Consider the following 25216-nt stretch of genomic DNA (forward strand, 5'->3'; position numbering starts at 1 on the left):
ATGGAGCTAAGGCACCTCGGCCGCACGGGCCTACGCGTCTCCCGGCTCGGGCTCGGCACGCTCACTTGGGGGCGGGACACAGACGAACACGACGCCGCGGATCAGCTCAAGTCGTTCTGGGAGGCGGGCGGGACACTGGTCGACACCGCGGATGTCTACGCGGACGGCGGCGCCGAATACCTCCTGGGGCAGTTACTGGAGGGGCTGTTGCCGCGGCGCGATCTGCAGATCGCCACCAAGGCCGGCAGCGTGCCCGATCCCGACCGCCGCTTCGACGGTTCGCGCGGCCATCTGCTGGGCGCGCTGGACGCCTCCCTGGAGCGGCTGGGCACGGACTATGTCGACCTGTGGCAGGTGCACGCCTTCGATCCGTTCACCCCGCTCGAGGAGACCTTGCAGGCGCTCGACATCGCGGTCAGCAGCGGCCGGGCCCGCTATGTGGGGGTGTCCAACTTCAGCGGCTGGCAGCTCGCGAAGGCCGCCACCTGGCAGCTGGCCTCCTCCGGTGCGCACACCCGGCTGGCCAGCACGCAGATGGAGTACTCACTGCTCCAGCGCGGTGTGGAGCGCGAGGTGCTGCCCGCCGCCCTCGACCTCGGCGTCGGGCTGCTGCCGTCCTCGCCGCTCGGCCGCGGTGTGCTCACCGGCAAGTACCGCCATACGACGCCCGCCGACTCGCGCGGCGCCTCCGAGCTCGCGGCCTTCGTCGCCCCGTATCTGGACGAGGAGGCGAGCCGGATCGTCGAGGCGGTCGCCATAGCCGCGGACGGCCTGGCGACCACCGCGCTCAATGTGGCGCTCGCCTGGGTCCGCGACCGCCCGGGGGTCACCGCGCCGATCGTCGGCGCGCGCAACGCACAGCAGCTGAGAGCGGCGTTGTCGGCGGAGAGCCTTAGTCTTCCGGACGAGATCTGCCAGGCGCTCGACGATGTGTCGGCGCCCGTGCACCGCTATCCCGATCAGGACTGGAGCACGCTGTGAGTACCGACCGCCTCGCCGGCGAGGCCGCATCCGCGCCCGAGGAGGCCGAGCCCAATCCCGCCGGGCCGGCGGAGCCGGGCGGGCCCGGGGCCCCGGAGCCGGGCGGGCCCGGAGGTCCCGACGCCGCCGGGCCGGACCCGGACCACACCGGGGCCGTGGCGGGCCCGGACCAGGCCCCGGGCGACCACAGCGAGCCCGGCGGCGCGGACGCCCTGGCGGGGGCGGACCGGAACGACGCGGGGACCGCGGCCGCCGGGCCCGCCCGACGGGGCGGGGCCGACGCTGCCGAGGCTCCCGCCGCCGGAACGGGCGCCCACGGCCCCCGAAGCGCCGATGGCGAACAGCACCCAGCGGGCGAGGCCGACGGCCCCGCTACGGGAGCGGGCACCCACGGTGGGAGCGCCGACCGGGAGTCGACCCCGGCTGCCCCCGGGGACGGGACGAGCGGCGGCCCAGGGGCGGGCCAGGACTCCGGGAGCACGGAAGCGCCCGGCCCTGCCGGGGCGAGCGCTGACGCCGCCCCGGGCGCGGGCGCACGAGCCGGTGCTTCCGTATCCGCCGGACAGGGCGGGCCCGGCGGCGCGGATGCCCCCTCGGGAGCCGCCGCCGGACGGGGCGGGGGCGACGACGCCGAGGCTTCCGCCGCCGGAACGGGCGGCACCCACGGCGGGAGCGCCGACCGCGAGCCGACCCCGGCTGCCCCCGGGGACGGGACGAGCGGGAAGGGGCGGCGGTCGGCGGCGGCTGAGGCGTTGGCCGCCGCTGTGCGGGCCGTGGAGAGCGGTGAGCGGTCGGCGGCGTCGTTCTTCAACGACGCCCCCGCGCGCCGTCCGGCGGCGCCCGCCGCACCCGCCGCACCCATGCGCGAGCAGCCCCGTGCGGCGGCCCCCGCCGCCGCGCCCGCTCCCGTGCGCCCGCCGTCGGCCCGTCCGGCGTCCGGGCCAGGGGGCGAGGTCCCCGGCAGCAGCGACGTCCGGCAGGTGCTCGCGGCGGGTGGCGCCCCCGAGACCCTGGCCGGGCCGGTCGCCGAAACGCTCGGGGAGCGCGCCGCCGAGGCGCTGCGCGAGGACCCCTGGCAGCTGCTGGCCGTGCCCGGCGTGCGCCCCGAACAGGCGGACGGCTTCGCCCGCTCCCTCCTCGGCCCGGCCTGCGAGCCCGGCGACGAGCGCCGTGCGCTGGCCCTCACCGGCTGGCTGCTCGAGCGCGCCGCCCTCGAAGGACACACCGCGCTGGAGTCGTCCACGCTGCGCGACGCGCTCGCCAAGGTGTCCGTGCCGGACCCGGACGAGGCACTGCGCACCGCGATCGCGGAGGGCGCGGTGCTGGTCTTCCATGACGCGCTCGACGCCCCGCCGGGGGCGCGTCCCCCGGCGGCCGACGACGAGGACGCCGAGCAGCCGGTGCGGGTGCTGCTGGGGCTGGACCGCTATGCCCTGGCGGAGGAGAGCCTGGCCGACGCTCTCGCCCGGCTGGCGAGCACCTTCGCCCCGTCACAGGGCGGCGCGGCAGACGGCGAGGCGCCCGCGGGCGGCCCCGGCGCGCCCGAGTGGGAGAGCGCGGCCGGCGCCGCGCCGACCGCCTCCGCCGCGGAGCTCATCCGTACGGTCGCGGCCCACGGACTGGTCGCCCACAGCGGTGGCGAGGCGGCGCGCGCCGAACCGGCGGCGCTGGTCGCCGCCGCCCGCGCCCTGGGCCTGCGGGCCTACGCGGCCGCGCACAGCGAGGACGGCAGGCGGCGGCTGGCCGCCGCGTTGAGCGAGGCCCCGGGCACCGGCCCGGAGGCCGCCTCCGCGGATCCGGAGGCCGCCTCTGCAGCCGTCACCGTCGCCGGGCTGCTGGCCGACGCCGAGGGTCCCGGACGCGACGAGGAGGGCGCGCTCGCGCTCGATCTGCTCGCCGTGCTGGACGCCCCGCAGCTCGATGTGGAAACGGCCGCGATGCTCGTCGAGTCGCTGCCGGACGGCGCCCGTCTGGTGCTGAGCGGGGATCCCGGAGTGCTGTGGTCGGCCGGCCCCGGCCGGGTCTTCGCGGATCTGGTGGCGGCCCGCCGCTGCCCGCAGGTCGTCTCCCGCACCCCCGACCCGGGCCCGATCGGCGAGCTGGTCTCGGGGATCGGGATCGGCGAGCTCAATCAGGTGGAGGCGCCCGGCAAGGAGGTCGTGATCGTGCCCGTGCGGGACGCGGGCGAGGCGGTGCACCGCACCGTGCAGCTCGTGGCCGACTCGGTGCCCCGTGCGATCGGCATCCAGGCCGAGCAGACCCAGGTGATCACCCCGGGCCACGGTGGCGCGGCCGGCACCCGCGCGCTCAACGCCGCACTGAAGACCCGGCTCAATCCCGGCCCCGGCCGGTTCGGCGGCTTCGACCCGGGCGACCGCGTGGCGTACACCCCGGCTCCGGGCCGTACGGTGCCGGGCACCGTGGTCTCGGCGGACGCCGAGGGGCTGCGTCTGGACTGCGCGGGCACCCCCGTCGTCGTCCCACGCACGGAGGTCGGCGAGCTGGTGCGGCACGGCTGGGCCCTCACCGCGCACCAGGCGGCCGGAGCACGCTGGCCCGCGGCCGTGGTGGTGCTGCCGGGCGACGCCGCGGCGGGGCTGACCCGCGCCTGGATCTACACGGCCTTCAGCCGCGGTGAGCGCCATCTGTCGGTGGTCCACGGCGCGGACGCGGCGCTGCCCCGGGCGGTGGCGGAGATCCCCTTCAAGGAGCGCACCACACGGCTGCGCGCCCTGCTCCAGGCTCAGGTCCCGGCCGGGTCCGCGGGCTGACCGGCGGCCCGGCCGCGGCCCGCGACAGGCCCCGGGAACACCATGGCCCCGGATCGCCCAGCCTTGAGGCGGGGCGATCCGGGGCCGGGCGATCGGTCCGGAGCCGCGGTGCTCAGCTACCCGGTTCCAGCACCTCCAGCTCGTCCTCGTCCTCGAGCTCTTCGTCCTCGAGCTCCTCGTCGAAGACCGAACTCATGTCGAAGCGGCACACGACCATATGCGGATCCGCCTGGTCGAAGGGGGCCGAGAGCCACTCCCCCGGCTCCGGGGGCTCCTCGGCCGCCACCACCCAGAGCGTGGAGTCGCCCTCCTCGAGGCCGAACTCCTTGTGGCGAGAGGCGATCTCATCCGCCTCGAACTCGCCGAAGACCACGCCCAAGGCGGTGTGCACACTCTCCCCGGCGGCCGCGCCGCCGCCCTGCCTGTCGCTCCCTGTGTCGATGTCCGGATCCAGGTCAGCGATCCGCTGCGCCTGCGAGAGCAGCCGCTGCGGTTCGACGACGACGTAGTCCCTGCGGATCAGCACGCTCAGCGCGCTCGGCTCCTCCGGCCCGGCGTAGGCGGGGAGGCGGTCATCACCAGGGATCTCGAAGGGCGTCACCTCGTCGTAGGCGTCATAGAGCAGCTCGTCGTAGACCTCGGCTGCCGCGGCCAGTTCGTTGAACGCGGCGTAGACGGCCGGATCGCCTTCCCCCGACCGGCGTTCGACAGCGTCGAGGTGACGATCCAGTGCGACTTTCACCGCTTCGGCAGCGGCGCGTACCTCGGCAGCGGATGGCTGCGCAGCATCAGACATAGTGCAGACGCTATCCGTAGCAGGGCAGTTCCCGCACAATAGATGCGATGCCGGAATACGAATTCTGTGATGTGTATGTGCCGCGCGGGGTTTCCCGCAAGGCCACTACCCGCCTGCTCACCGACCATGCTGAGTACGGACACTGGGAGTTGGATCGCCTGAGACTCAACCCCGACGGCAGCCGCAGAGTGCGATTGCGGCGCCGGATCATCCGCCAGCTCCGGGCCACCTGGTAGCGGGCCGGGACAAGACGGAGCGGGCCCCGCTTGGTGCGGGGCCCGCCGTGAGTGACGCCACGGTCACCCGGTGTAGCAGATCCGGTGTGTGATGCGTGCCGTACGAGGTGCGGTGCGCGGTGTGCGGTGCACGACGGGTGTCGCGTTACGACCACCGCGCGGCACGATCAGCACCTGTCCCAGCCGTCGCACCTGGCAGCGCGATGTGTGATCAGCGCTGCGCGGCGCGGGCCCGTCGGTAGAGCACCGTGCCCGCCAGCAGCAGGCCCGCGGCGGCCGGAATGGCCAGCTCGACGGGGCCGGCACCGGTGTGCGCCAGCTGCTCCTTGCCGCCGAGGTTCGCGGACGGGTGGAGGCCGTGGTTTCCCGTCTCAGCGGGGTCATCCGAGTCACCGCCACCGGGGTTCGAGCCACCAGGGTTCGAGCCACCGGGGTTCGAGCCACCGGGGTTCGAGCCACCAGGGTTACTGGGGTTGCCAGGATTGCCGGGGTTACCCGGCTCACCGGGCTGCCCGGGGTTGCCAGGGTTGCCGGGCTGACCCGGGTTCCCGGGGTTACCAGGGTTGCCAGGGTTGCCGGGGTTGCCGGGGTTGCCGGGGTTGCCGGGGTTACCCGGATTCCCAGGGTTACCCGGATTCCCAGGGTTACCCGGGTTCTCCGGTACCGCCGGGACCGTCTCAGCGCAGTCGGCGCCGTCGCCGGTGTTGCCGAACCCGACCGCGCTGATGTTGTTCCCGCACACATTGACCGGAACGCCGATCGGGGCCTGGATGTTGTTGCCGGAACCGATCCCCGACGAGCCACTGGCGCTGCCCTGCGCCTGCGGACCGCCGGCCTGGGTACCGCCACCGCCGGACGAGTCGTCCGAACCGCCGCCGCACCGGCCCCCACCGGCACCGTTGAAGACGCCGATGACGCTCACCGTGTTTCCGCACAGATTCACCGGCACATGCACCGGGGCCTGGATGTTGTTGCCCGAGACGACGCCCGGCGAGTACGCGGCGCCACCAGCGGCCCCCGGACCCGCCGCCTGGGCGTAGCCGCCGGTCACGGCGAGAACGCCGCTCGCCGCGGCTACGGTGATCAGGCCCTTTTTCGCAACCTGTCGCATAACTTTCTGCTCCCCTAGCCTTCCGTCCCGGCCGGAGTGCGCGCGGGCGATCTCGCCCGCACCCCCATCCCCGGGCGTCCCGGAGCACGCACACTCCGAAACCACCCGGGGCTCACACTCCGGTGGACCGTGACCCGATGTCACGTGATCGATGCGGTAGTTGCCGAAGGCGGGGTACAGCACCACCCCTTGTCGGCACCGCGGCCCGGTTACGGGCCGCACACACCATGTAACGAGGAGGGAGCAATCAAGCTATCAAGCTACGACATCATTCACCCTTTTTGGTTCCTTCGGTATGTGTGATCGATTAGGCCGTTCGTGCAGCCCTCAGCAGGCGTCCAGGAACCGGTCCAGCACCCTCACACCGAACTTCAGACCGTCCACCGGCACCCGCTCGTCGACCCCGTGGAACATCCCGGCGAAGTCCAGCTCGGGGGGCAGCCGCAGCGGCGCGAATCCGAAGCAGCGGATGCCGAGGTCGTCGAAGGACTTCGCGTCCGTACCGCCCGAGAGGCAGTACGGCACGGCGCGGGCGATCGGGTCCTCGGCCTTCAGCGCCGACTGCATGGCATCGACCAGCGCCCCGTCGAAGTTGGTCTCCAGCGCCTTGTCCGCGTGCACGTCCTCCCGCTTGACCCGCGGGCCGAGGACGCGGTCGAGGTCGGCCAGGAACTCCTCCTCGAACCCCGGCAGGAAGCGCCCGTCCACATGCGCCGTGGCCTGCCCCGGAATGACGTTGACCTTGTAGCCGGCGCTGAGCATGGTCGGGGCGGCGGTGTTCTGGAGCGTGGCCCCGATGATCTTCGCGATGCCGCCCAGCTTGGCGAGCGTCTCGTCCATGTTCTCCGGGTCGAGCGGGGTGCCGAGCGCATCGGACAGCTCGTCCAGGAAGGACCGTACGGTCTTGGTGACCCGCACCGGGAACTTGTGCCGCCCGAGCCGCCCGACCGCCTCCGTGAGCTCCGTGATGGCGTTGTCGTTGTTGGTCATCGAGCCGTGCCCCGCGGTGCCGTCCACCGTGAGCCGCATCCAGTGCATGCCCTTCTGCGCGGTCTCGATCAGATAGAGCCGCAGATCCTCGTTGACGGTGAAGGAGAAGCCGCCGACCTCGCCGATCGCCTCCGTCACGCCCTCGAAGAGATCGGGGTGGTTGTTGACCAGGTGCTTGGCTCCGTAGACCCCGCCCGCCTCCTCATCGGCGAGGAAGGCCAGCACGATGTCGCGCGGGGGCTTGCGGCCGCTGCGCAGCCGGTCCCGGACGACCGCGAGCGTCATCGCGTCCATGTCCTTCATGTCCACCGCGCCCCGGCCCCAGACGCAGTCGTCCACGATCTCGCCGGAGAAGGGGTGGTGGGTCCAGTCCTCGGCGTTGGCCGGTACGACGTCGGTGTGGCCGTGGATGAGCAGCGCCGGACGGGACGGATCCTCACCCTCGATCCGTGCCACGGTCGACGCCCTGCCCTTGTGCGACTCGAAGATCTTCGGCTCGAGCCCCACCTCGGCGAGCTTCTCGGCGACGTACTCGGCGGCCGCGCGCTCACCGGGGCCGGAGTGGTCGCCATAGTTACTGGTGTCGATCCGGATCAGGTCACGGCAGAGGTCGACCACCTCGTCCTCGCCCCTGACCGTTCCGGTCGTCGTCGCGCCCGAAAGCGACTCACTCACGATGCCTCCTCGTCGTTGCGCTGCCGCGGAACGCCCAGGTACGGACCCCCGCGGCAGGGGTCACCCGCCCATCCTCCTCCGCTCGCCCGCCCAGCCCAAGGCTGCAATACCGCCGTCACGCCCCCGTCACACAGCGCGGCCGCGGAGGCGCGACCGGCTGTGATCGAGCACGTCCCGATGTTTGCTATGGTTTTCCACGTCGGAACGGCCGCAGGCCGACCGGCAGACACCTGGTCCGGGTGGCGGAATGGCAGACGCGCTAGCTTGAGGTGCTAGTGCCCTTTATCGGGCGTGGGGGTTCAAGTCCCCCCTCGGACACCAGCTGATACCCCACTTCATGTGGGGTTTTCTGCTTTTCAGGACGGTGGCGTGACCAACCACGTGCCCAGCAGCCTGGCGTACCCCCATGTTCAGGCGCCGGCGCCCCCGTCGACCGGCACGATCGCGCCGGTCACCATCGAGGCACGGTCGCTGAGCAGCCACGCGGCCACCTCGGCCACCTCGCGGGGCTCGGCCATGCGACCGAGCGGGCTCGCCGCGTCAATGCGCTCGCTGATGCCCGGGGTTGCCGCCTCCCATGCGTCGATCATCGCCGTGGCGGTGCCGCCGGGGGTGATGCCGTTCACTCGGATCCCCTGAGGGCCCCAGGTCACGGCCGCGGTCTCGGTGATGCTGTTGAGGGCGCGCTTCATGGCGCCGTATGCGGGGAGGGCGGGGTTCGCGCGGCGGCTGCCGATGCTCGAGGTGTTGACGATCGCCCCGCCACCGTTTTGTCGCATGAGTGCGGCCTCGGCGGTCATGGCGGTCCAGTGCGAGCGGAAATTCACGGCGAACTGCTCGTCGATGTCCTCGTCACTCGTGGTCTCGAGCGGGCCGGGCCGCTGGATCGCCGCACCGTTGTTGAACGCGCCGTCGAGCCGTCCGTGCAGTTCCTCGACGCGGTCGACCGCCGCGCGGACGCTCGCACGGTCGGCGAGGTCGAGGGTGACGGCGTCGGCGACGCCTCCGGCGGCGCGGACCTCGGTGACGATGCGGTCGAGCGCGTCCGTGCCGCGGGCGGCGAGCACGACGGCGGCGCCCTCGGCGGCGAAGAGCCGGGCCGCGGCCTCTCCGATGCCGCGGCTGGCGCCGGTGATGAACACGACCTTGCCGGTGAGCAGGCCGATGGGTGCGATGTCGATGTTGTTCGTCATGACGACAGTGTCAGGCCGGTCTCCGGGCCGGATGCAGGCACAGGCAGTACCAGGATCCGTGGCCGCACGGCGAGCAGACTTGGGGTATGAACAGGCAGGAGCTCGGGGCGTTCCTCCGCAGCCGGCGCGAGCGGCTGCGGCCGCAGGATGTCGGCCTTCCCTCCGGACCGCGACGCCGGACACCGGGTCTGCGCCGCGAGGAGGCAGCGGTCCTCGCGCACATCTCCACGGAGTACTACGTCCGGCTCGAGCAGGGCAGGGCGCCGCGGCCGTCGGGCGAGGTCCTCGCCGGGATCGCGGGCGCGCTGCGGCTCACCGACGCCGAGTCCGACCACCTCCACGTCCTCGCGGGTACCGCACCGACTCGTACCCGGGTGCACCGGCGCGACGTCCGTCCGAGCATCCTCGCGCTCCTCGATCGGCTGCCGCAGACGGCCGCTTTCGTGGTGTCCGCCGCGTTCGAGGTGCTCGCGTGGAACGACCTCGCGGCCGCGCTCATGGAGAACTTCGCCGGGCTCGCCCCGGAGGACCGCAATCTCGCGCGCCGGGCATTCCTCGGGCCGATGCCACCTGACACTCCGCTGTACGGGATCTCCGACGCCGCCGAGTTCCGGCACCACGTCGTCATGGAGCTCCGTGCCACCCTCGCCCGCTACCCGACGGATCCCGCGGTGACCGGCCTCGTGGACGAGCTCCGCGACGCCGGCCCCGACTTCGCCCGGCTCTGGGAGCGGCACGACGTACAGGCCGCGCCGATGCTCACGAAGACCTTCCGCCACCCGGTCGTCGGGGAGATCACCGTCGACTGCGACTCACTCGCGCTCACCGACCGCGACCAGCACCTCGTGCTCTACAGCGCGCCGCCGGGATCCCCTGACGCCGAGGCTCTGGCTCTTCTGAACGTGCTGGGAGCCGAGGCCGGTGAATCTCTGCGGTAGCGGACACGGCCCGATTCTCGGCCCGGCCCGCGCCCGCACCACCTTTTCTACGTCGTGGCGAAAAAAATCGACGCGGTGTAGATTTTCAGGTGAGAGAGATCGGAGCGTACCCGCGGCGCGGCTGCCGCGGCCGAAGGATGTGAGTTGGACATGAAGACCTTCCTGATCACCGGTGTAAGCAGCGGGCTGGGGCAGGCGTTCGCCAAGGGGGCCCTCGCGTCGGGGCACACGGTGGTCGGCACCGTTCGCCGGGAAGCCGATATGGCGGCCTTCGAGGCCCTGGCGCCGGGACGTGCCCGCGCGCGTCTGCTGGATGTCACCGATGACGAGGCCGTATGCGCCGTGGTCGACGAGGTCGAGTCGACTGTCGGTCCACTCGATGTGGCCATCGCCAACGCCGGTTACGGCCTGGAGGGGATCTTCGAGGAGACACCGCTGTCGGCGGTCCGTGCGCAGTTCGCGACCAACGTCTTCGGTGCCGCGGCGACCCTGCAGGCCGTCCTCCCCCATATGCGCAAGCGGCGCGCGGGCCACCTGATGGCGGTGACCTCCATGGGCGGCCTGATGGCGGTGCCCGGTATGTCGGCCTACTGCGGGAGCAAGTTCGCGCTGGAGGGGATGCTCGAGAGCATCAGCAAGGAGGTCGCCGCGTTCGGCATCCACGTCACGGCCATCGAGCCCGGTTCGTTCCGTACGGACTGGGCCGGCCGGTCGATGACCCGTGCCGAACGTGCCATCGCCGACTACGACGCGTTGTTCACACCGATCCGCGAGGCGCGGGTCAAGGCCAGTGGCAACCAGCTCGGCAATCCCCTGAGCGCCGCCGAAGCGGTGCTGCACATCCTCGATGTTCCCGAGCCCCCTGCCCACCTGGTGCTGGGCTCGGACGCGCTGCGCCTGGTCACGGCGGCCCGGCAGGCGGTGGACGACGACATCCGCACCTGGGAGAAGCTGTCGCGGTCCACCGACTTCCCCGACGGAGCTCAGCTCAACGGCTGATCACCGTGCCGGGACGCGGCCACCGAAGGCCGTGGCGAGCGCGTGGCTCCTCCGCCGGACAACGGCCATGCCGTGGGCCCTTGTCCGGCGGAAGTACAGTGCTCGGGAGAGTCGATCAGGGGAGACCGCAGTGGGAAGGCGCAGTGCCGCTCCGAGGAAGGGAGACCTGCGCGAGCAGGCCCTTCTGGACGCCGCCGAAGCGCTGCTCGAGCACACGAGCCTCGAGGAGCTCACGGTCGAGGCGATCGCCAAAGGCGCCGGGATCTCACGCGGCTCCCTCTACTTCTACTTCGGCAACAAGCACGAGGTCCTCGCCGCTCTCGTCGAGCGCACCATGCGCACCATCCGGGCCGCGGCCGACAGCACGGCGCAGGACGCGGCGTCCCCGCCCGTCGATGTCATGGAACGGGCCGTCCACGGGGTGGAGCGGGTCTGGCGTGAGCACGGCACCGTCATGCGGGCGGCTGTGGACTACTCCGCGCTGCATCCGGTGGTCGGTTCCGCCTGGAACGACACGGTCGACGCTTTCGCCCAAGCCATGACGCAGGTGCTGAGGCGGGTGGGGATCCCCGATGAGGACGGGCCCGGCGGAGCCGCCGCGCTGGCCCGCGCACTGTGCTGGATGACGGAACGGACCTTCTACCGCGCCGCCTGCTCGCCCGGGGAAGATCTCGCCGAGGCGACCGCGACCACCGTCGAGATCTGGCGTCGTGTCATGAAGTGATCATGCCCCGGTCCTCGACGCGCACCCGAGGACCTCGGCACGGGCACGGCGAACACCCGCATCCCTCATCCCAGCGCCCGTAAGGGTCGCGTCAAGGGGGTGCGGATCGGCGTATGGGACCCGTCAACGACGCTTGGATCCGGCCATGGGCGGGGTTTTCTTCTATCGATAACCCGTCCGATCCGCCGCTTGCGGATTCCCCCGACCTCTTTCCAGGAGTTCGCGATGGCCGATGTGGCCTTCGTCGTCACCACGCTCGCGGTGTTCGCGCTGGTGGCCTTTGTCGCCAAAGGGGTGACGAAGCTGTGACCGTCGAAAACGTCGTCGGCCTCGTCGTCGCCGTCGCCCTGTTGGGCTATCTCGTCCTCGCCCTGATCTTCCCGGAGAGGTTCTGACGGTGACATCAGCTGCTACCGCGGCGGGAGGCATGGGTCCCGTGCTCGCGGGCGTGCTCCAACTGCTCGCCCTCATAGGGGCGCTGGCGCTCGCCTACGTCCCCCTCGGCAATCACATGGCCAAGGTCTACTCCTCCGAGAAGCACTGGCGTGTGGAGAAGTGGATCTACAAGGGCATCGGTGCCAACCCCGACACCGAGATGCGCTGGGCCTCGTACCTGCGCGGGGTGCTGGCCTTCTCGGCGGCCGGTGTGCTCTTCCTGTATCTGCTGCAGCGGCTGCAGGGCAGCCTGCCCGGTTCGCTCGGGTTCTCCTCGATCGAGCCCGCGCAGGCCTTCGACACGGCCGCGTCCTTCGTGACGAACACCAACTGGCAGTCGTACTACGGCGAGCAGGCCATGGGCCACGTCGTACAGACCGCCGGTCTGGCCGTGCAGAACTTCGTCTCGGCCGCCGTCGGTATCGCCGTCGCGGTGGCGCTGGTGCGCGGCTTCGCGCGCTCGCGCACCGGTGAGCTCGGCAACTTCTGGGCCGATCTGGTGCGCGGTACGATCCGCGTCCTGGTGCCGGGCGCGGCGATCGCGGCCGTGGTCCTGGTGGCCTGCGGAGCCATCCAGAACTTCTCCGGCATCCACGAGGTGGGCCAGTTCATGGGCGGCTCGCAGCAGTGGAACGGCGGGGCCGTGGCCTCGCAGGAGGCCATCAAGGAGCTGGGCACCAACGGCGGCGGTTACTTCAACGCCAACAGCGCCCACCCGTTCGAGAACCCGACCCCGTTCACCAACCTCTTCGAGATCTTCCTGATCCTGGTCATCCCGCTGGCGCTGACCCGCACCTTCGGCATCATGGTCGGCTCGGTCAAGCAGGGTTACGCGATCCTGGCGACCATGGTCACCATCTGGGTCGGCTTCGTCGCCCTGATGATGTGGACCGAGTTCTCCCACCACGGCCCGGCCCTTGAGGCAGCCGGTGGCGCGATGGAGGGCAAGGAGGCCCGTTTCGGTGTCGGCGCCTCGGCGCTCTTCGGGGTGTCGACCACGCTCACCTCGACCGGAGCGGTGGATTCCTTCCACTCCTCCTTCACGGGCCTGGGCGGCGGTATCACCATGCTCGGCATGATGCTGGGCGAGATCGCACCCGGTGGTACCGGATCCGGTCTTTACGGCATGCTGATCATGGCGATCATCGCGGTGTTCATCGCCGGGCTGATGGTCGGCCGTACGCCCGAGTACCTGGGCAAGAAGATCGGTGCCCGCGAGATGAAGCTGGCGGCCTGCTACATCCTGGTCACCCCGGCGCTGGTCCTGATCTTCACGGCCGCCTCCATGGCCCTGCGGACGCCGCCGAACTCGATGCTCAACTCCGGTGCGCACGGCTTCTCCGAGGTGCTGTACGCGTTCACCTCCGCCTCGAACAACAACGGCTCCGCCTTCGCGGGCCTGAACGCGAACACCGACTGGTTCAACACCACGACCGGTCTCGCGATGCTGCTCGGCCGCTTCGTGCCCATGGTCTTCGTCCTGGCGCTCGCGGGCTCGCTCGCCGAGCAGAAGCCGGTGCCGGCCACCGCGGGCACCCTGCGCACCGAGAAGCCGCTGTTCACGGGGTTGCTGGTGGGCGCGATCCTGATCATCACCGGTCTGACGTACTTCCCCGCGCTGGCGCTGGGGCCGCTGGCCGAGGGGCTGGCGTGATGACCACCCGCACAGAAAACCACGAGGACTCCATGTCCACTGCCACTCCGACCAGGGCGCCGCGGGGCGGCGTTCCCACCGGACACGGCCCGGCCGAGGACCGTGTCGGCGCGGGCCTCTTCGATCCCGGGCAACTGCTGAAGTCGCTGCCGGACGCCTTCCGCAAGCTGGACCCGCGGGTGATGGTGAAGTCGCCCGTGATGTTCGTCGTGCTGGTCGGGTCCGTGCTGACCACCGTGTTCTCCTTCAAGGATCCGGGCGACTGGTTCGGCTGGGCGATCAGCGCCTGGCTGTGGCTGACCGTGATCTTCGCCAATCTGGCGGAGGCGGTCGCCGAGGGCCGTGGCAAGGCGCAGGCCGACACCCTGCGCAAGGCCAAGACCGACACGGTGGCCCGGCGGCTGGCGGCGGACGGCACGGCCGAGGAGCGGGTCCCCGGCACCGGGCTGAAGATCGGTGACCTGGTGGTCTGCGAGGCCGGCGATGTCATCCCCGGCGACGGGGATGTGGTCGAGGGCGTCGCCTCGGTCGACGAGTCGGCGATCACCGGCGAGTCGGCGCCGGTGATCCGCGAGTCCGGCGGCGACCGTTCGGCCGTGACCGGCGGCACCAAGGTGCTGTCCGACCGCATCGTCATCAGGATCACCACCAAGCCGGGCGAGACCTTCATCGACCGGATGATCAACCTGGTGGAGGGCGCCGCCCGGCAGAAGACGCCGAACGAGATCGCGCTGAACATCCTGCTCGCCTCGCTGACGATCGTGTTCCTGCTCGCCTGCGTCACGCTGCCGCCGTTCGCCGATTACGCGGGCACGCATCTGACGATGGTGGTGCTGGTGGCGCTGCTGGTCTGTCTGATCCCGACGACGATCGGCGCGCTGCTCTCCGCGATCGGCATCGCGGGCATGGACCGCCTCGTCCAGCGGAACGTCCTGGCGATGTCGGGCCGGGCGGTCGAGGCCGCCGGTGACGTCTCCACACTGCTGCTGGACAAGACTGGCACGATCACCCTGGGCAACCGGCAGGCAGCGGAGTTCGCGCCGGTGCGCGGCACCACCGAGGCCGAGGTCGCCGACGCCGCCCAGCTCTCCTCGCTGGCCGACGAGACCCCCGAGGGCCGGTCCATCGTCGTCCTGGCGAAGGAGAAGTACGGGCTGCGCGAGCGCCACCAGGGCGAACTGGTGGGCGCCGAGTGGATCGAGTTCACCGCGCAGACCCGGATGTCGGGTGTGGACGTCGGCGAGCGGAAGATCCGCAAGGGCGCGGCCGGTTCGGTCATCACCTGGGTCCAGGAGCGGGGCGGCACGGTCGCCGAGGACGCGGACCGGATCGCCCACCGGATCTCCGAGGCCGGCGGCACCCCGCTGCTGGTGGCGGTCCAGGACGCCGGCGGGGCGCGGGTGCTGGGCGTCATCCACCTCAAGGACGTCGTCAAGGAGGGCATGCGGGAGCGGTTCGACGAACTGCGCCGCATGGGCATCAAGACCGTCATGATCACGGGTGACAACCCGCTGACGGCCAAGGCCATCGCCGAGGAGGCGGGCGTCGACGACTTCCTCGCCGAGGCCACTCCCGAGGACAAGATGGCCCTGATCAAGCGCGAGCAGGCGGGCGGCAAGCTGGTGGCGATGACCGGCGACGGCACCAATGACGCCCCGGCGCTGGCCCAGGCGGACGTCGGGGTGGCGATGAACACCGGTACGTCGGCCGCCAAGGAGGCCGGCAACATGGTCGACCTCGACTCCAACCCGACCAAGCTCATCGAGATCGTGGAGATCGGCAAGCAACTGCTGATCACCCGTGGCGCGCTGACCACCTTCTCCATCGCCAACGATGTCGCGAAATACTTCGCGATCATCCCGGCGCTGTTCGCGGCGGTCTACCCGGGCCTGGACAAGCTGAACATCATGCAGCTGTCCTCGCCGGACTCGGCGATCCTGTCCGCGGTGATCTTCAACGCGCTGATCATCATCGCGCTGGTGCCGCTGGCCCTGCGGGGCGTGCGCTACCGGCCGATGAGCGCGGACAAGATGCTGCGGCGCAACCTCGGGATCTACGGCCTCGGCGGCCTGATAGCGCCCTTCATCGGCATCAAGATCATCGACCTGCTCATCTCCCTCATTCCCGGGATCGGCTGACCGCCATGAACCATTCCGTCATGAACACCGCCCGGCTGTTCGGGGCCGGCCTGCGGGCCCTCCTCGTGCTGACCCTGGTCACGGGCGTCATCTACCCGCTGGTGGTCACCGGCATCGCCCAGGGGCTGTTCCACGACAAGGCGAACGGCTCCGAGATAAAGGCGGACGGCAAGGTCGTCGGTTCCTCGCTGATCGGGCAGCCGTACAACCTGCCGCTGAAGAAGGGTCAGGAGACCCCGGACCCCGATCTGAAGTGGTTCCAGGGGCGCCCGGCGAACGGCCTCGGCACCAACAGCTTCAACACCCAGTACACGCTGCTGCTGTCCGGAGCCACCAACCTCTCCGCCGACAGCAAGGACCTCCTCCAGCAGGTCAAGGACGCCAAGGCCGCGGTCGTCAAGAACAACTCGGTGCCCGGCTACACCGTCAGGCCGTCCCAGGTCCCCGCCGACGCGGTGACGTCCTCCGGCTCCGGCCTGGACCCGGACATCTCCCCGCGCTACGCCGAGATCCAGGTCCACCGGGTCGCGGAGCAGAACGGGCTGTCCGTCGCCCAGGTGGAGAAGCTGGTCGAGGACAAGACCGAGGGCCGCATGCTCGGCTTCATCGGCGAGCCGCGGGTGTACGTCCTCGAACTCAACATCGCGCTCAAGGACCTCGTGGCCAAGCACTGACGGCGTTACGCGCCCCGAGAAGCGGGAGCCGGCGCCCGGGGACACTCTCCGGCCGCCGGCTCCCGTCGTCATTGGCGGGGGTGCGCACCGGAATCGGCCTGACCCGGCTCATCGACGCCGCCAACTGGCCGGCGGAGGAGGTCGGCGCGCCCGGCAAGGGATTCGTCCGGCACACCGGCCCGGTGCCGGCCCCCGGCCGACCGGGAAGGCCACTCGCCTTCACCTGGTGATACGCGGGTGAGCCGCTACGCGGGGGAACCGCTGCGCGGCCGCTCGGGCAGCACGGCCCGGTCCGGCGAGGGCGCGGTGGCCGTGGTGGTCACGGTGGTGGTGAGGTCTTCGATGCGGTCGGCGAATCCCGGTTCGGGCAGGGGGAGATCGATGTCGGGGTCGTCGGTGAAGTCGACGGCCCGGGCGACGTAGTGGATGACGGCCGTGGTGGCGGGCGGCACCTCTTGTTCCCTTTTCAGGCCGTGCAGGATGCGGAGGGCGGCGGCCATCTCATGGTCGGTGGCGGCCCAGTCCTCCACGGTGTCGGTGACCGGCGGGATCTCGTTGCCCGCCTGCTCGTGCCACCACTCGAGCCAGGCGTGCGCCTGGCCGTCCTCGCCCAGGGCCATGTGGTGGAGGTAGAGGCAGTACGCGGCGGCGGGGTCACCGGCGCCGGCGGCGAACTGCCACCAGAACTGGGCGTGGTCCTCATGGCCGGCCAGTTGCAGCACACACCCGAGGACACGGGAGCCGGGCGGTTCGAGGATGCGGCGGGTGAGGAAGTCCCGAAGCTGGGTCAGGGCATCGGGGCGGGCGATGATCGCCTCACACAGCGTGTGCAGGTCCTGCGCCATCCGTTCGTCCACGCCCGGCGCCGCGGTCCCCGCGGCCGCGGATGTCCGCTGAGCGTGCTGCGGAGGGCGCTCCTGGGGTGGGGCGCCGCCGGGGTCGGCGTGGCGGATGGCGAGCCGGGCCTCGGCGGCCTCGAAGTCGATGGGAGGGGTGGGGTTGAGCAGGGCCCGCGCGAGGATGCGGTCAATGGCTGAGGTCATCGGTCCTCCTTGGCCAGGAGTTGTTGCAGACGGCGGCGGGCGTAGCGGGCGGTGGAGCGGACTCCGGCCTCGGTGATGCCGAGGTGGGTGGCGGTCTCGGCGACGCGGTAGCCGCGGCAGTGGAGCAGGATGACCACGTCCTGCTGGCGCTCGGGGAGTTTCTTGATGGCCTGGTAGAGGTTCAGGCTCTCCTCGAGTACGGCGATGGGGTCGACCGCGTCCCTGAGCATCGCGGTCTCGAAGGTCGCGTTGTCCAGGAGGGCGGGGCCGCGGTTGCGGGCGCGGGCGAGGTCGACGGCCCGGTTCTTCATGACCTTCCAGGCGTAGGCTGCCGGATTCTCCATGCTCAGCACCTTGGGCCAGCAGCGCAGGAGTTGCTCGAAGGCGGCGTCGACGGCCTCTTCGGCGTCCGCGTGGTTGCCGAGGTAGACCACGGCCCGGTCGATGTACGCCTTCCGGTGGAGCTGGTGGAAGGCACGGAAGTCCGCGGGGAGTCCGGGTGTCATCGAGGTGGTTTCGCGCGAGCGCAGGAATTCGTTGGTCACCGCTCCCCTCCCTCCCGGTCGCTGCGATGCAGTTCCGATACGCCGACGCGGACTCCCATCGCGGCCGCGCGGCGCAGGAGGGCGATGGCGTCACTGCCGAATACCCGCGCGACGAGCACGGCGGTGACGACGTTCACCACGGTTTGAAGATTCACGGACTTCGTTGTCCTTCTGTTCGTTGTACGGGGGGTGGCCCCCACACGCCCCGCGAGTGCGCGGTGTTGCGCTCTCTGTTTCAGATAGCGCTCACGGACGCCGGTTCGTGCATCGGATGAGCTTAAAATCTTACGGAACGCATCGATCCAATTACGCAAATATGAAAAACATATGGACCTGGTCCGCTGATCCGTCCCCGATCGCCGCCGTGCGGGGGGGCGGGCTAGCCGGTGAGCGTCTGGGTGCCGAGCACGGTGAGCAGGGCGAGGCGTTCGGCGTCCTCGGTGCCGGGCTCGGCGGTGTACACCACGATACGCAGATCGCTGCCCGCCACGGTGAGCACATCACAGTCCAGCGTCAGCGAACCCACCCGCGGATGGTCGATGATCTTGCGCGACGCCTCATGGCGGCCGACGGTGCCGGAGTCCCACAGCTCGGCGAACCGCTCGCTGTTCGCGCGCAGCTCCGCGACCAGCTGCCGCAGCCGCTGGTCGGCCGGGTAGCGGGCGGCGGCCGTGCGGAGATCGGCGACCAGCGCGGCCTGGAACTCGCCGCGGGCCTCATGCGTCTGCCGGGATCCGCTGTCCTCGCCGACGAAGTGGCGCCAGACTCCGTTGCGCTCGTTGCCGCGCCACCGGGACGGATCGCCCCTCAGGGCCACATACGGCGGATTGGCCATGAGCAGCGTCCAGGACGCGTCGCTCACGGCGACCGGTGTTCCGGTCAGCCGGTCCAGCAGCCGCTGGACGCTCGGGGTGATGTACGCCGGCACCGTCTCCGGACCCGGTGGCGCCAGCCCGGCCAGCCGGAAGAGATGGGAACGCTCGGCCCCCGACAGCCGCAGCGCCCTGGCCAGCGCCTCGACGACCTGGGAGGAGGGATGGGAGGCCCGGCCCTGTTCGAGGCGGGTGACGTAGTCGACGGAGATCCCGGCCAGCATCGCCAGCTCCTCGCGGCGCAGCCCGGCCGCGCGCCGCTGCCCGCCGGACGCCAGCCCGGCGGCCTCCGGGGGGACCCGGTCCCGCCAGCGCCGTACCGCCTGCCCGAACTCCGTGGTCGCCATGACCACCAGTGTGCACCGCGGGCCGGGCCCCTTCCTGGTACTCGCGGTCCCAGGAAGACGGGGCAGCTGGCTGCACCCACGCCCCGGACGCAGCCTGGAGACATGACGACAACACTTATCACCGGAGCCAACAAGGGTCTCGGCTTCGAGACCGCCCGCCGACTGATCGCCGCGGGCCACACCGTCCACCTCGGCAGCCGGGACGCCGAGCGCGGACGCCGGGCCGCCGAGCGGCTGGGGGCGCGGCTGGTCGTCCTCGATGTCACCGATGACGCGTCCGTGGCCGCCGCCGCCAAGACCATCGAGGCCGACGGCGGGCTGGATGTGCTGATCAACAACGCCGGTATCGAGGCGCGGACGCCGGACGGCGGGGTGATCGGCGCCGCCGAGGTCACCGCCGACATGATGCGGACGGTGTTCGAGACGAACGTCTTCGGCGTGGTGCGGGTCACCCACGCCTTCCTGCCACTGCTGCGCCGGTCCGCCGCCCCGGTCGTGGTCAATGTCAGCAGCGGACTGGCCTCGCTGGAGCGGGTCTCCACCCCGGACGACCCGGCGCACGCCTATCCGGGGGTCGCCTATCCGGCGTCGAAGGCCACGGTCAACATGGTCACCGTGCAGTACGCGAAGGCGTTCCCGCAGATGCGGATCAACGCCGTCGAGCCCGGCTACACCGCGACGGACCTCAACGCGCACACCGGCCACCAGACCGTCGAGGAGGGCGCCGAGATCATCGTCCGGATGGCCCAGGTGGGGCCCGACGGCCCGACGGGAGGGTACTTCGACATCGAGGGCACTCTCCCCTGGTAGAGCAGCGGGCCGGTCGGCGGCGCCGCCCTCACCGGGTCCCCGCGCTCACCTCGGCCCGGCTGTCCCGGGTGCGCCACAGCCACCTGATGTCGCGGGCGAAGGACCAGCTGAGCAGGGTCAGGGCGAGCAGGGCGGCGCCGAAGGCCAGCGCGTAGGGCAGGACATCGGCGCCGACGACCAGCAGCAGCACGCCCTGGAGCGCGGCCACCGTCTTGCGGGCCGTGCTCGGGGGCAACTGGCCGTTCAGCCAGGGCAGCACCCGGGCGGCGGCGACGAAGACGTAGCGCATGGCGCCGATCAGCAGCACCCAGGGGCCGAGCGAGGTGGCCACATAGACGCTGAGCACCAGGATGAGGACGGCGTCGACCTCCATGTCGAACCGCGCGCCCAGGGAGGACGAGGTGCCGGTGCGGCGGGCCACCTGGCCGTCGACCGCGTCCAGGAGCAGCGCGACCGCGGTGAGGGCCACCAGGACGGTGACCGGCGGCGGGCTCTCGAAGGAGTCCGCGACCAGCGCGGTCACCCCGCCGACGAGCGTGGCCCGCGCGAGGGTGACGCGGTTGGCCGCGCCGAAGGAGGCGAGCCAGTGCCGCGACAGGGCGCGGGTGAGCACCGCCCAGGTGGCGACCGCGAAGGCCAGGCCGGTCAGCCAGCCCGCGGGTCCCAGGTCGAGCGCCGTGCCGAGCAGCACGAGCAGCAGCAGCTGCGCGGCCGCGCCCGCGGCCGTCTCGTTCCGCACCAGCGTCGTGTTGTAGGGATTGTTCAGGGCCACCGTGCACCCTCCGGGCTGTGTGGCGGAGTGGATGGGTGCCGCGTACCGTGTTCGCGGCTTCATGGTCATCGGTACGTGAGCCACCGCCCGATTGTTCAGCCCCTTTGGAGAACGTCGTATGACGCGCACCGCCCGCGCCTTCTGGCTCCGCTCCCCCGGCCGTGGCGAGATACGGGAGGTGGCCCTGCCCGACCCGGGGCCCGAGGACGTGGTGGTGCGCACGCTGTGCTCGGGGGTGAGCCGCGGTACGGAGACCCTGGTCTTCCGCGGTGGCGTACCGGAGAGTCAGCACACCGCGATGCGCGCGCCGTTCCAGGACGGTGAGTTCCCCGGGCCGGTCAAGTACGGCTATCTCAATGTGGGTCTGGTCGAGGAGGGACCAGCGGCCCTGCTGGGGCGCACCGTCTTCTGCCTGTATCCGCATCAGACCCGCTATGTGGTCCCGGCGAGCGCGGTGACCCCGGTGCCGGAGGGCGTGCCCGCCCCGCGCGCCGTGCTGGCGGGGACGGTGGAGACCGCGGTGAACGCGGCGTGGGACGCCGCGCCCCTGCTGGGCGACCGGATCGCCGTGGTGGGCGCGGGGATGGTGGGTGCCTCGGTGGCGGCGGTGCTGGCCCGGTTCCCCGCCGTACGGGTGCAACTGGTGGACGCCGAGCCGGCGCGCGCCGAGGTCGCGCGGGCGCTCGGGGTGGACTTCGCGCTCCCCGAGGAGGCGACGGGCGACCTCGATCTGGTCGTCCACGCCAGCGCCACCGAACAGGGGCTCGCGCGCTCGCTGGAGCTCCTCGCCCCGGAGGGCACCGTGCTGGAGCTGAGCTGGTACGGGGACCGGCGGATCAGCCTGCCGCTGGGGGAAGCCTTCCACTCCCGCCGGCTGACGGTGCGCGCCAGCCAGGTGGGGACGGTCTCACCGGCCCGGGGCACCCGCCGCGGTTACGGCGACCGGATGGCGCTGGCGCTCGAACTGCTCGCCGATCCGGCCTTCGACGCCCTTGTCACCGGCGAATGCGGTTTCGAGGAGCTTCCTCAGGTGCTGCCGGGGCTCGCGTCCGGGGCGATTCCGGGGCTGTGCCACCGGGTTCGCTACGGCGCGGAATCTGCCGTGTCATCCGTCTGAACACGGGGAACGTGACGGCCGTACTAGAGGGCGTGCCCCGGCTGAGGGCCCGAACCGCCGTATCTGGAGGGTCATCCGTTGTTCAGCATCACCGTCCGCGATCACATCATGATCGCTCACAGTTTTCGCGGGGACGTCTTCGGACCCGCGCAGCGGTTGCACGGGGCGACGTTCCTCGTGGACGCCACCTTCCGCCGTGCCGAGTTGGACGACGACAACATCGTCGTCGACATCGGCCTGGCCACCCGTGAGCTGGGGGAGGTGTGCGGCGCGCTCAGCTATCGCAATCTCGACGACGAACCCGATTTCGAGGGGATCAACACCTCCACCGAGTTCCTCGCCAAGGTGATCGCCGACCGCCTCGCCGAACGAGTCCACTCCGGGGCGCTGGGCGAGGGCGCCCGCGGGCTGTCCGCAATCGCCGTCACCCTGCATGAGTCGCATGTCGCCTGGGCGAGTTACGAGCGCGGCCTATGAGCCCGGCCGCACCGCGCACGGTGCACATCGTGATGCCCGGCGCCGTGGCCGAGCCGGCCGCGCCGAGCGGCGGCAACGTCTACGACCGGCGGATCTGCCGGGATCTGCCCGGCGCCGGCTGGCAGGTCGAGGAGCACGCGGTCGCGGGCGACTGGCCCCAGCCCGGCCCCGCCGCCCGCGCCGAGCTGACCCGGATCCTGGCCGGGCTGGCGGACGGCACGGCCGTCCTGCTCGACGGGCTGGTCGCCTGTGCGCTCCCCTACATCGTCGTCCCGCAGGCCCAGCGGCTGCGGCTGGCGGTGCTGGTGCATCTGCCGCTGGGCGACGAGACGGGGCTGGCCCCCGGCCGGGCCGCGGAGCTGACGGCGCTGGAGGGCCGGACGCTGCGCTCGGTGCGGGCGGTGGTGGCCACCAGCGCATGGGCGGCCGGGCGGCTGGTGGATCTGCACGGGCTGGTGCCCGACCGGGTCCATGTGTCGGCGCCCGGCGCCGATATCGCGCCCCTCGCCTCCTCGGGCGGCGCGGGCTCACGGCTGCTGTGCGTGGCCTCGGTGACCCCGCGCAAGGGGCAGCTGCGGCTGGTGGAGGCGCTCGCGGACATCCCGGATCTGCCCTGGACCTGCGACTGCGTGGGATCCCTGGACCAGGACCCGGAGTACACCGCCCGGCTCCGGGAGCTGATCGAGAAGCTGGGCGTGGGCGACCGGGTGCGTCTGCTCGGCCCGAAGACCGGCGCCGAGCTGGACGCCGGTTACGCGGGTGCCGACGCGATGGTGCTCGCCTCGTACGCCGAGACCTACGGCATGGCGGTGACCGAGGCGCTCGCCCGGGGGATCCCGGTGCTGGCCACGGCCGTCGGCGGGGTTCCGGAGGCCGTCGGGCAGGCACCCGACGGCAGGGTGCCGGGCATGCTCATCGACCCGGACGACCCCGGGGCGCTCACGGCGGCGCTGCGCCGCTGGCTGGGCGATCCGGGTATACGCCGCCGGCTGACCGCCGCCGCGCACGAGCGGCGCACCGCGCTGGCCGGGTGGGAGAACACCACCCGGAACCTGGCCGGTGCGCTGGAAGAGCTTCGAGACGAACCGCGGAGGGCCGCGTGAAGACGACCGACGTACCGCGTTACACCCCCGACTGGCTGGAGCTGCGGGAGAGCGCCGACGCGGCGGCCCGCTCCCCCGAACTCATCGAGGAGCTCCGCCCCCGGCTGTCCGGCCCGCCGCTGGTGATTCACGATCTGGGCTGCGGCACCGGCTCCATGGGGCGCTGGCTGGCGCCCCGGCTGAGCGGCCCGCAGCTGTGGATCCTGCACGACCGCGACCCCGATCTGCTGGACCGGGCGGCCCTGCGGATGCCCCGGGCGGCCACCGACGGCAGCCGCATCGCCATCGCGACGGCGCGTGGCGACCTCGCCCGGCTGACCGCGAGCACGCTGGACGGCGCCTCGCTGGTGACGGCGTCCGCGCTGCTGGACGTGCTCACCGTCGAGGAGGTGGACGGGATCGCCGCGGCCTGCGCCGCGGCGGAGTGCCCGGCGCTGCTGGCGCTGTCCGTGGTGGGGCGGGTCGAGATCACCCCGGCCGATCCGCTGGACGCGGAGATCACCGAGGCGTTCAACGCCCATCAGCGGCGCGGCGATCTGGTGGGCCCCGACGCGATGGCGGTCGCCTCCGAGACGTTCGCCCGCTACGGCGCGACGGTACGGACCCACGCCAGCCCCTGGACGCTCGGCGCCGACCACGCCGCGCTGACGGCCGAGTGGCTGCGGGGCTGGGTGGGCGCGGCCGTGGAGCACCGGCCGGAGCTGGCCGGGCGCGCCGAGGCGTATCTGCGCCGCCGGCTGGCGATCGCCGCGACGGGCGCGCTGCGGGTGGTGGTGCACCACCGGGATCTGCTGGCGCTGCCCGCGTCCCGCACGCTGGGGGCGGCCGCGTGACCGGCGCGCTGCGGGCCCGGCTCGGGGCGGTCGCGGGCGTCACCATCCTCGGGGTGGTGCTGTGGCGGCTGGGCACCGGGGCCTTTGTGGACGGCCTGCACACCATCGACGGCCTCACCCTGCTGGCGGCGCTCGGTCTCGGCCTGCTCACCACGGTCTTCAGCGCATGGCGCTGGTGTCTGGTGGCGCGGGGGCTGCGGATCCGGCTGCCGCTGGGCCCGGCCGTCGCCGACTACTACCGCGCGCTGTTCCTCAACGCCGCGCTGCCCGGTGGGGTCCTCGGCGATGTGCATCGCGCGGTGCGGCACGGGCGGGACGCGGGGGATGTCGGCCGGGGCGTACGCGCGGTGGTGCTGGAGCGGGTCGCGGGCCAGGTGGTGCTGATCGCGGTGGGGGTGGCGATCCTGCTGGCCCACCCCTCCCTGGCCGTGGAGCAGTTGGGCCGGCTGGTCGGCGGTCTCGGCTCCCCGATGGCCTGGGCGGCGGTGCTCGCGGGGTGTGTCGCGCTGCTCGTCACCGTGGCCGTCCGGCGCCGACGCCGCGCGGCGCCGGTGGCCGCGCGGCGGCGGGGCGCGGTCCGCGGCGCGCTGACCGAGGCGCGCCGCGGGCTGCTGGCCCGGGGCAGCTGGCCGGGGGTGGTGGTCTCCTCGGTCGTGGTGCTGGCCGGGCATCTGACGACGTTCGTCCTCGCCGCGCGGGCCGCGGGGTCACACGCTCCGCTGACCGAGCTGCTGCCCCTGATGGTGCTCGCCCTGATCGCCATGGCGCTGCCGCTGAACGTCGGCGGCTGGGGCCCCCGCGAAGGCGTCACCGCCTGGGCCTTCGGCGCCGCGGGCCTGGGCGCGGGCCAGGGGCTGACCGTGGCCGTGGTCTACGGGGTGCTCACCTTCGCCGCGAGCCTCCCCGGTGTCGCAGTGCTGGCCGTCCAGTGGTGCGCCCGGCCGCGGGGCCGACAGGTCGAGTTCGAAGAGGGTGTCCTCGC

At 72.0% G+C, this 25216-nt stretch carries 25 protein-coding genes, 1 tRNA gene and 1 pseudogene; 18 read left to right on the forward strand and 9 right to left on the reverse strand.

Annotated features, from left to right (window positions below):
• Positions 1-981: an aldo/keto reductase gene (locus CGL27_RS12045; protein WP_119986505.1), complete on the forward strand. Its 981-nt coding sequence runs from the start codon at positions 1-3 to the stop codon at positions 979-981.
• Complete coding sequence (locus CGL27_RS12050) at positions 978-3752, forward strand: helix-hairpin-helix domain-containing protein (RefSeq protein WP_240450475.1); 2775 nt, start codon at positions 978-980, stop codon at positions 3750-3752. Before CGL27_RS12045 ends, CGL27_RS12050 begins: the two co-directional genes overlap by 4 nt.
• 112 nt (positions 3753-3864) lie before the next feature.
• Here CGL27_RS12050 and CGL27_RS12055 read toward each other — a convergent pair whose 3' ends face one another.
• Positions 3865-4548: a hypothetical protein gene (locus CGL27_RS12055; RefSeq protein ID WP_119986507.1), complete on the reverse strand. Its 684-nt coding sequence runs from the start codon at positions 4546-4548 to the stop codon at positions 3865-3867.
• A gap of 47 nt (positions 4549-4595) precedes the next feature.
• On the opposite strand from CGL27_RS12055, the gene CGL27_RS12060 reads away from it, so the two are divergent.
• The gene (locus CGL27_RS12060) at positions 4596-4784 is read left to right on the forward strand and encodes a DUF5703 family protein (protein ID WP_014059547.1); all 189 of its coding nucleotides are present in this window, start codon (positions 4596-4598) and stop codon (positions 4782-4784) included.
• A gap of 211 nt (positions 4785-4995) precedes the next feature.
• On the opposite strand, the gene CGL27_RS50945 is transcribed toward CGL27_RS12060, so the two are convergent.
• Both CGL27_RS50945 and CGL27_RS12070 read right to left on the reverse strand, forming a co-directional pair.
• Positions 4996-5895 carry a chaplin family protein gene (locus CGL27_RS50945; protein ID WP_119986509.1) on the reverse strand — a complete coding sequence of 300 codons (900 nt, stop codon included), beginning with the start codon at positions 5893-5895 and terminating at the stop codon, positions 4996-4998.
• 327 nt (positions 5896-6222) lie between these two features.
• Positions 6223-7560, reverse strand: a complete 1338-nt coding sequence (locus CGL27_RS12070; RefSeq protein WP_119986511.1) for a M20/M25/M40 family metallo-hydrolase — start codon at positions 7558-7560, stop codon at positions 6223-6225.
• 233 nt (positions 7561-7793) lie between these two features.
• Between CGL27_RS12070 and CGL27_RS12075 the strand changes: the two genes are divergently transcribed.
• Positions 7794-7881 (forward strand) — tRNA-Leu (locus CGL27_RS12075).
• Positions 7882-7970: 89 nt separating this feature from the next.
• On the opposite strand, the gene CGL27_RS12085 is transcribed toward CGL27_RS12075, so the two are convergent.
• On the reverse strand, positions 7971-8753 hold the full coding sequence (locus CGL27_RS12085) for an SDR family oxidoreductase (RefSeq protein WP_119986515.1): 783 nt from the start codon (positions 8751-8753) through the stop codon (positions 7971-7973).
• A gap of 86 nt (positions 8754-8839) precedes the next feature.
• Between CGL27_RS12085 and CGL27_RS12090 the strand changes: the two genes are divergently transcribed.
• The 8 genes from CGL27_RS12090 (at position 8840) to CGL27_RS12125 (ending at position 16545) form a co-directional block, all read left to right on the forward strand.
• Entirely contained in the window at positions 8840-9691 is an 852-nt protein-coding gene (locus CGL27_RS12090; protein ID WP_119986517.1) for a helix-turn-helix transcriptional regulator, read from the forward strand.
• Between the two features lie 144 nt (positions 9692-9835).
• The gene (locus tag CGL27_RS12095; RefSeq protein ID WP_162952966.1) at positions 9836-10690 is read left to right on the forward strand and encodes an oxidoreductase; all 855 of its coding nucleotides are present in this window, start codon (positions 9836-9838) and stop codon (positions 10688-10690) included.
• Between the two features lie 130 nt (positions 10691-10820).
• Complete coding sequence (locus CGL27_RS12100; RefSeq protein WP_078640539.1) at positions 10821-11414, forward strand: TetR/AcrR family transcriptional regulator; 594 nt, start codon at positions 10821-10823, stop codon at positions 11412-11414.
• 305 nt (positions 11415-11719) lie between these two features.
• On the forward strand, positions 11720-11809 hold the full coding sequence (gene kdpF, locus CGL27_RS12105; protein ID WP_037770757.1) for a K(+)-transporting ATPase subunit F: 90 nt from the start codon (positions 11720-11722) through the stop codon (positions 11807-11809).
• Positions 11810-11841: 32 nt separating this feature from the next.
• Positions 11842-13503 (forward strand): potassium-transporting ATPase subunit KdpA, encoded by a 1662-nt coding sequence (gene kdpA, locus CGL27_RS12110; protein ID WP_119986521.1) that lies wholly within the window; start codon positions 11842-11844, stop codon positions 13501-13503.
• Positions 13503-15641, forward strand: a complete 2139-nt coding sequence (kdpB, locus tag CGL27_RS12115; RefSeq protein ID WP_205587679.1) for a potassium-transporting ATPase subunit KdpB — start codon at positions 13503-13505, stop codon at positions 15639-15641. The genes kdpA and kdpB overlap by 1 nt, the downstream gene beginning before the upstream one ends.
• A 5-nt stretch (positions 15642-15646) precedes the next feature.
• Positions 15647-16315: a potassium-transporting ATPase subunit C gene (locus tag CGL27_RS12120; RefSeq protein WP_119986523.1), complete on the forward strand. Its 669-nt coding sequence runs from the start codon at positions 15647-15649 to the stop codon at positions 16313-16315.
• 80 nt (positions 16316-16395) lie between these two features.
• Complete coding sequence (locus CGL27_RS12125) at positions 16396-16545, forward strand: hypothetical protein (RefSeq protein ID WP_203348401.1); 150 nt, start codon at positions 16396-16398, stop codon at positions 16543-16545.
• A 15-nt stretch (positions 16546-16560) separates the two neighbouring features.
• On the opposite strand, the gene CGL27_RS12130 is transcribed toward CGL27_RS12125, so the two are convergent.
• From CGL27_RS12130 to CGL27_RS12140, 4 genes are all read right to left on the reverse strand, one after another.
• The gene (locus CGL27_RS12130; protein WP_078640542.1) at positions 16561-17358 is read right to left on the reverse strand and encodes a hypothetical protein; all 798 of its coding nucleotides are present in this window, start codon (positions 17356-17358) and stop codon (positions 16561-16563) included.
• Positions 17355-17903, reverse strand: a complete 549-nt coding sequence (locus CGL27_RS12135; RefSeq protein ID WP_078640543.1) for a sigma-70 family RNA polymerase sigma factor — start codon at positions 17901-17903, stop codon at positions 17355-17357. Before CGL27_RS12135 ends, CGL27_RS12130 begins: the two co-directional genes overlap by 4 nt.
• Positions 17900-18058: a hypothetical protein gene (locus CGL27_RS50000; protein ID WP_014059559.1), complete on the reverse strand. Its 159-nt coding sequence runs from the start codon at positions 18056-18058 to the stop codon at positions 17900-17902. Before CGL27_RS50000 ends, CGL27_RS12135 begins: the two co-directional genes overlap by 4 nt.
• A 224-nt stretch (positions 18059-18282) precedes the next feature.
• Complete coding sequence (locus tag CGL27_RS12140; RefSeq protein ID WP_119986525.1) at positions 18283-19122, reverse strand: helix-turn-helix transcriptional regulator; 840 nt, start codon at positions 19120-19122, stop codon at positions 18283-18285.
• Between the two features lie 102 nt (positions 19123-19224).
• On the opposite strand from CGL27_RS12140, the gene CGL27_RS12145 reads away from it, so the two are divergent.
• On the forward strand, positions 19225-19932 hold the full coding sequence (locus CGL27_RS12145) for an SDR family NAD(P)-dependent oxidoreductase (protein ID WP_119986526.1): 708 nt from the start codon (positions 19225-19227) through the stop codon (positions 19930-19932).
• A 28-nt stretch (positions 19933-19960) separates the two neighbouring features.
• Here the strand turns inward: CGL27_RS12145 and CGL27_RS12150 are convergent, their stop codons facing one another.
• Positions 19961-20704, reverse strand: coding sequence for a CDP-alcohol phosphatidyltransferase family protein (locus tag CGL27_RS12150; RefSeq protein WP_119986528.1), 744 nt, complete (start codon positions 20702-20704; stop codon positions 19961-19963).
• Between the two features lie 118 nt (positions 20705-20822).
• On the opposite strand from CGL27_RS12150, the gene CGL27_RS12155 reads away from it, so the two are divergent.
• The 5 genes and pseudogenes from CGL27_RS12155 to CGL27_RS51950 form a co-directional block, all read left to right on the forward strand.
• On the forward strand, positions 20823-21821 hold the full coding sequence (locus CGL27_RS12155) for a zinc-binding alcohol dehydrogenase (RefSeq protein WP_119986530.1): 999 nt from the start codon (positions 20823-20825) through the stop codon (positions 21819-21821).
• Between the two features lie 78 nt (positions 21822-21899).
• On the forward strand, positions 21900-22298 hold the full coding sequence (locus CGL27_RS12160; RefSeq protein ID WP_078640548.1) for a 6-carboxytetrahydropterin synthase: 399 nt from the start codon (positions 21900-21902) through the stop codon (positions 22296-22298).
• Positions 22295-23401: a glycosyltransferase family 4 protein gene (locus CGL27_RS12165; RefSeq protein ID WP_119986532.1), complete on the forward strand. Its 1107-nt coding sequence runs from the start codon at positions 22295-22297 to the stop codon at positions 23399-23401. Before CGL27_RS12160 ends, CGL27_RS12165 begins: the two co-directional genes overlap by 4 nt.
• Complete coding sequence (locus CGL27_RS12170; protein WP_119986534.1) at positions 23398-24234, forward strand: SAM-dependent methyltransferase; 837 nt, start codon at positions 23398-23400, stop codon at positions 24232-24234. The genes CGL27_RS12165 and CGL27_RS12170 overlap by 4 nt, the downstream gene beginning before the upstream one ends.
• A gap of 86 nt (positions 24235-24320) precedes the next feature.
• A pseudogene (locus tag CGL27_RS51950) lies at positions 24321-25076 on the forward strand (lysylphosphatidylglycerol synthase transmembrane domain-containing protein); the annotation flags it as partial.
• Positions 25077-25216: the final 140 nt, after the last annotated feature.

This window comes from Streptomyces sp. 11-1-2 (assembly GCF_003595545.1).
Classification (GTDB): Bacteria; Actinomycetota; Actinomycetes; order Streptomycetales; family Streptomycetaceae; genus Streptomyces; species Streptomyces hygroscopicus_B.

Excerpts from the sequence above, each read along its gene's own strand:
- CGL27_RS12120 (WP_119986523.1), top strand. The coding sequence starts at position 15,647 with ATGAACCATTCCGTCATGAACACCGCCCGGCTGTTCGGGGCCGGCCTG.
- CGL27_RS12055 (WP_119986507.1), bottom strand. The coding sequence starts at position 4,548 with ATGTCTGATGCTGCGCAGCCATCCGCTGCCGAGGTACGCGCCGCTGCC.
- CGL27_RS12045 (WP_119986505.1), top strand. The coding sequence starts at position 1 with ATGGAGCTAAGGCACCTCGGCCGCACGGGCCTACGCGTCTCCCGGCTC.
- CGL27_RS12060 (WP_014059547.1), top strand. The coding sequence starts at position 4,596 with ATGCCGGAATACGAATTCTGTGATGTGTATGTGCCGCGCGGGGTTTCC.
- CGL27_RS50945 (WP_119986509.1), bottom strand. The coding sequence starts at position 5,895 with ATGCGACAGGTTGCGAAAAAGGGCCTGATCACCGTAGCCGCGGCGAGC.
- CGL27_RS12130 (WP_078640542.1), bottom strand. The coding sequence starts at position 17,358 with ATGACCTCAGCCATTGACCGCATCCTCGCGCGGGCCCTGCTCAACCCC.
- kdpA (WP_119986521.1), top strand. The coding sequence starts at position 11,842 with ATGGGTCCCGTGCTCGCGGGCGTGCTCCAACTGCTCGCCCTCATAGGG.
- kdpB (WP_205587679.1), top strand. The coding sequence starts at position 13,503 with ATGACCACCCGCACAGAAAACCACGAGGACTCCATGTCCACTGCCACT.
- CGL27_RS12140 (WP_119986525.1), bottom strand. The coding sequence starts at position 19,122 with ATGGCGACCACGGAGTTCGGGCAGGCGGTACGGCGCTGGCGGGACCGG.
- CGL27_RS12165 (WP_119986532.1), top strand. The coding sequence starts at position 22,295 with ATGAGCCCGGCCGCACCGCGCACGGTGCACATCGTGATGCCCGGCGCC.
- CGL27_RS12090 (WP_119986517.1), top strand. The coding sequence starts at position 8,840 with ATGAACAGGCAGGAGCTCGGGGCGTTCCTCCGCAGCCGGCGCGAGCGG.
- CGL27_RS12155 (WP_119986530.1), top strand. The coding sequence starts at position 20,823 with ATGACGCGCACCGCCCGCGCCTTCTGGCTCCGCTCCCCCGGCCGTGGC.
- CGL27_RS12145 (WP_119986526.1), top strand. The coding sequence starts at position 19,225 with ATGACGACAACACTTATCACCGGAGCCAACAAGGGTCTCGGCTTCGAG.
- CGL27_RS12085 (WP_119986515.1), bottom strand. The coding sequence starts at position 8,753 with ATGACGAACAACATCGACATCGCACCCATCGGCCTGCTCACCGGCAAG.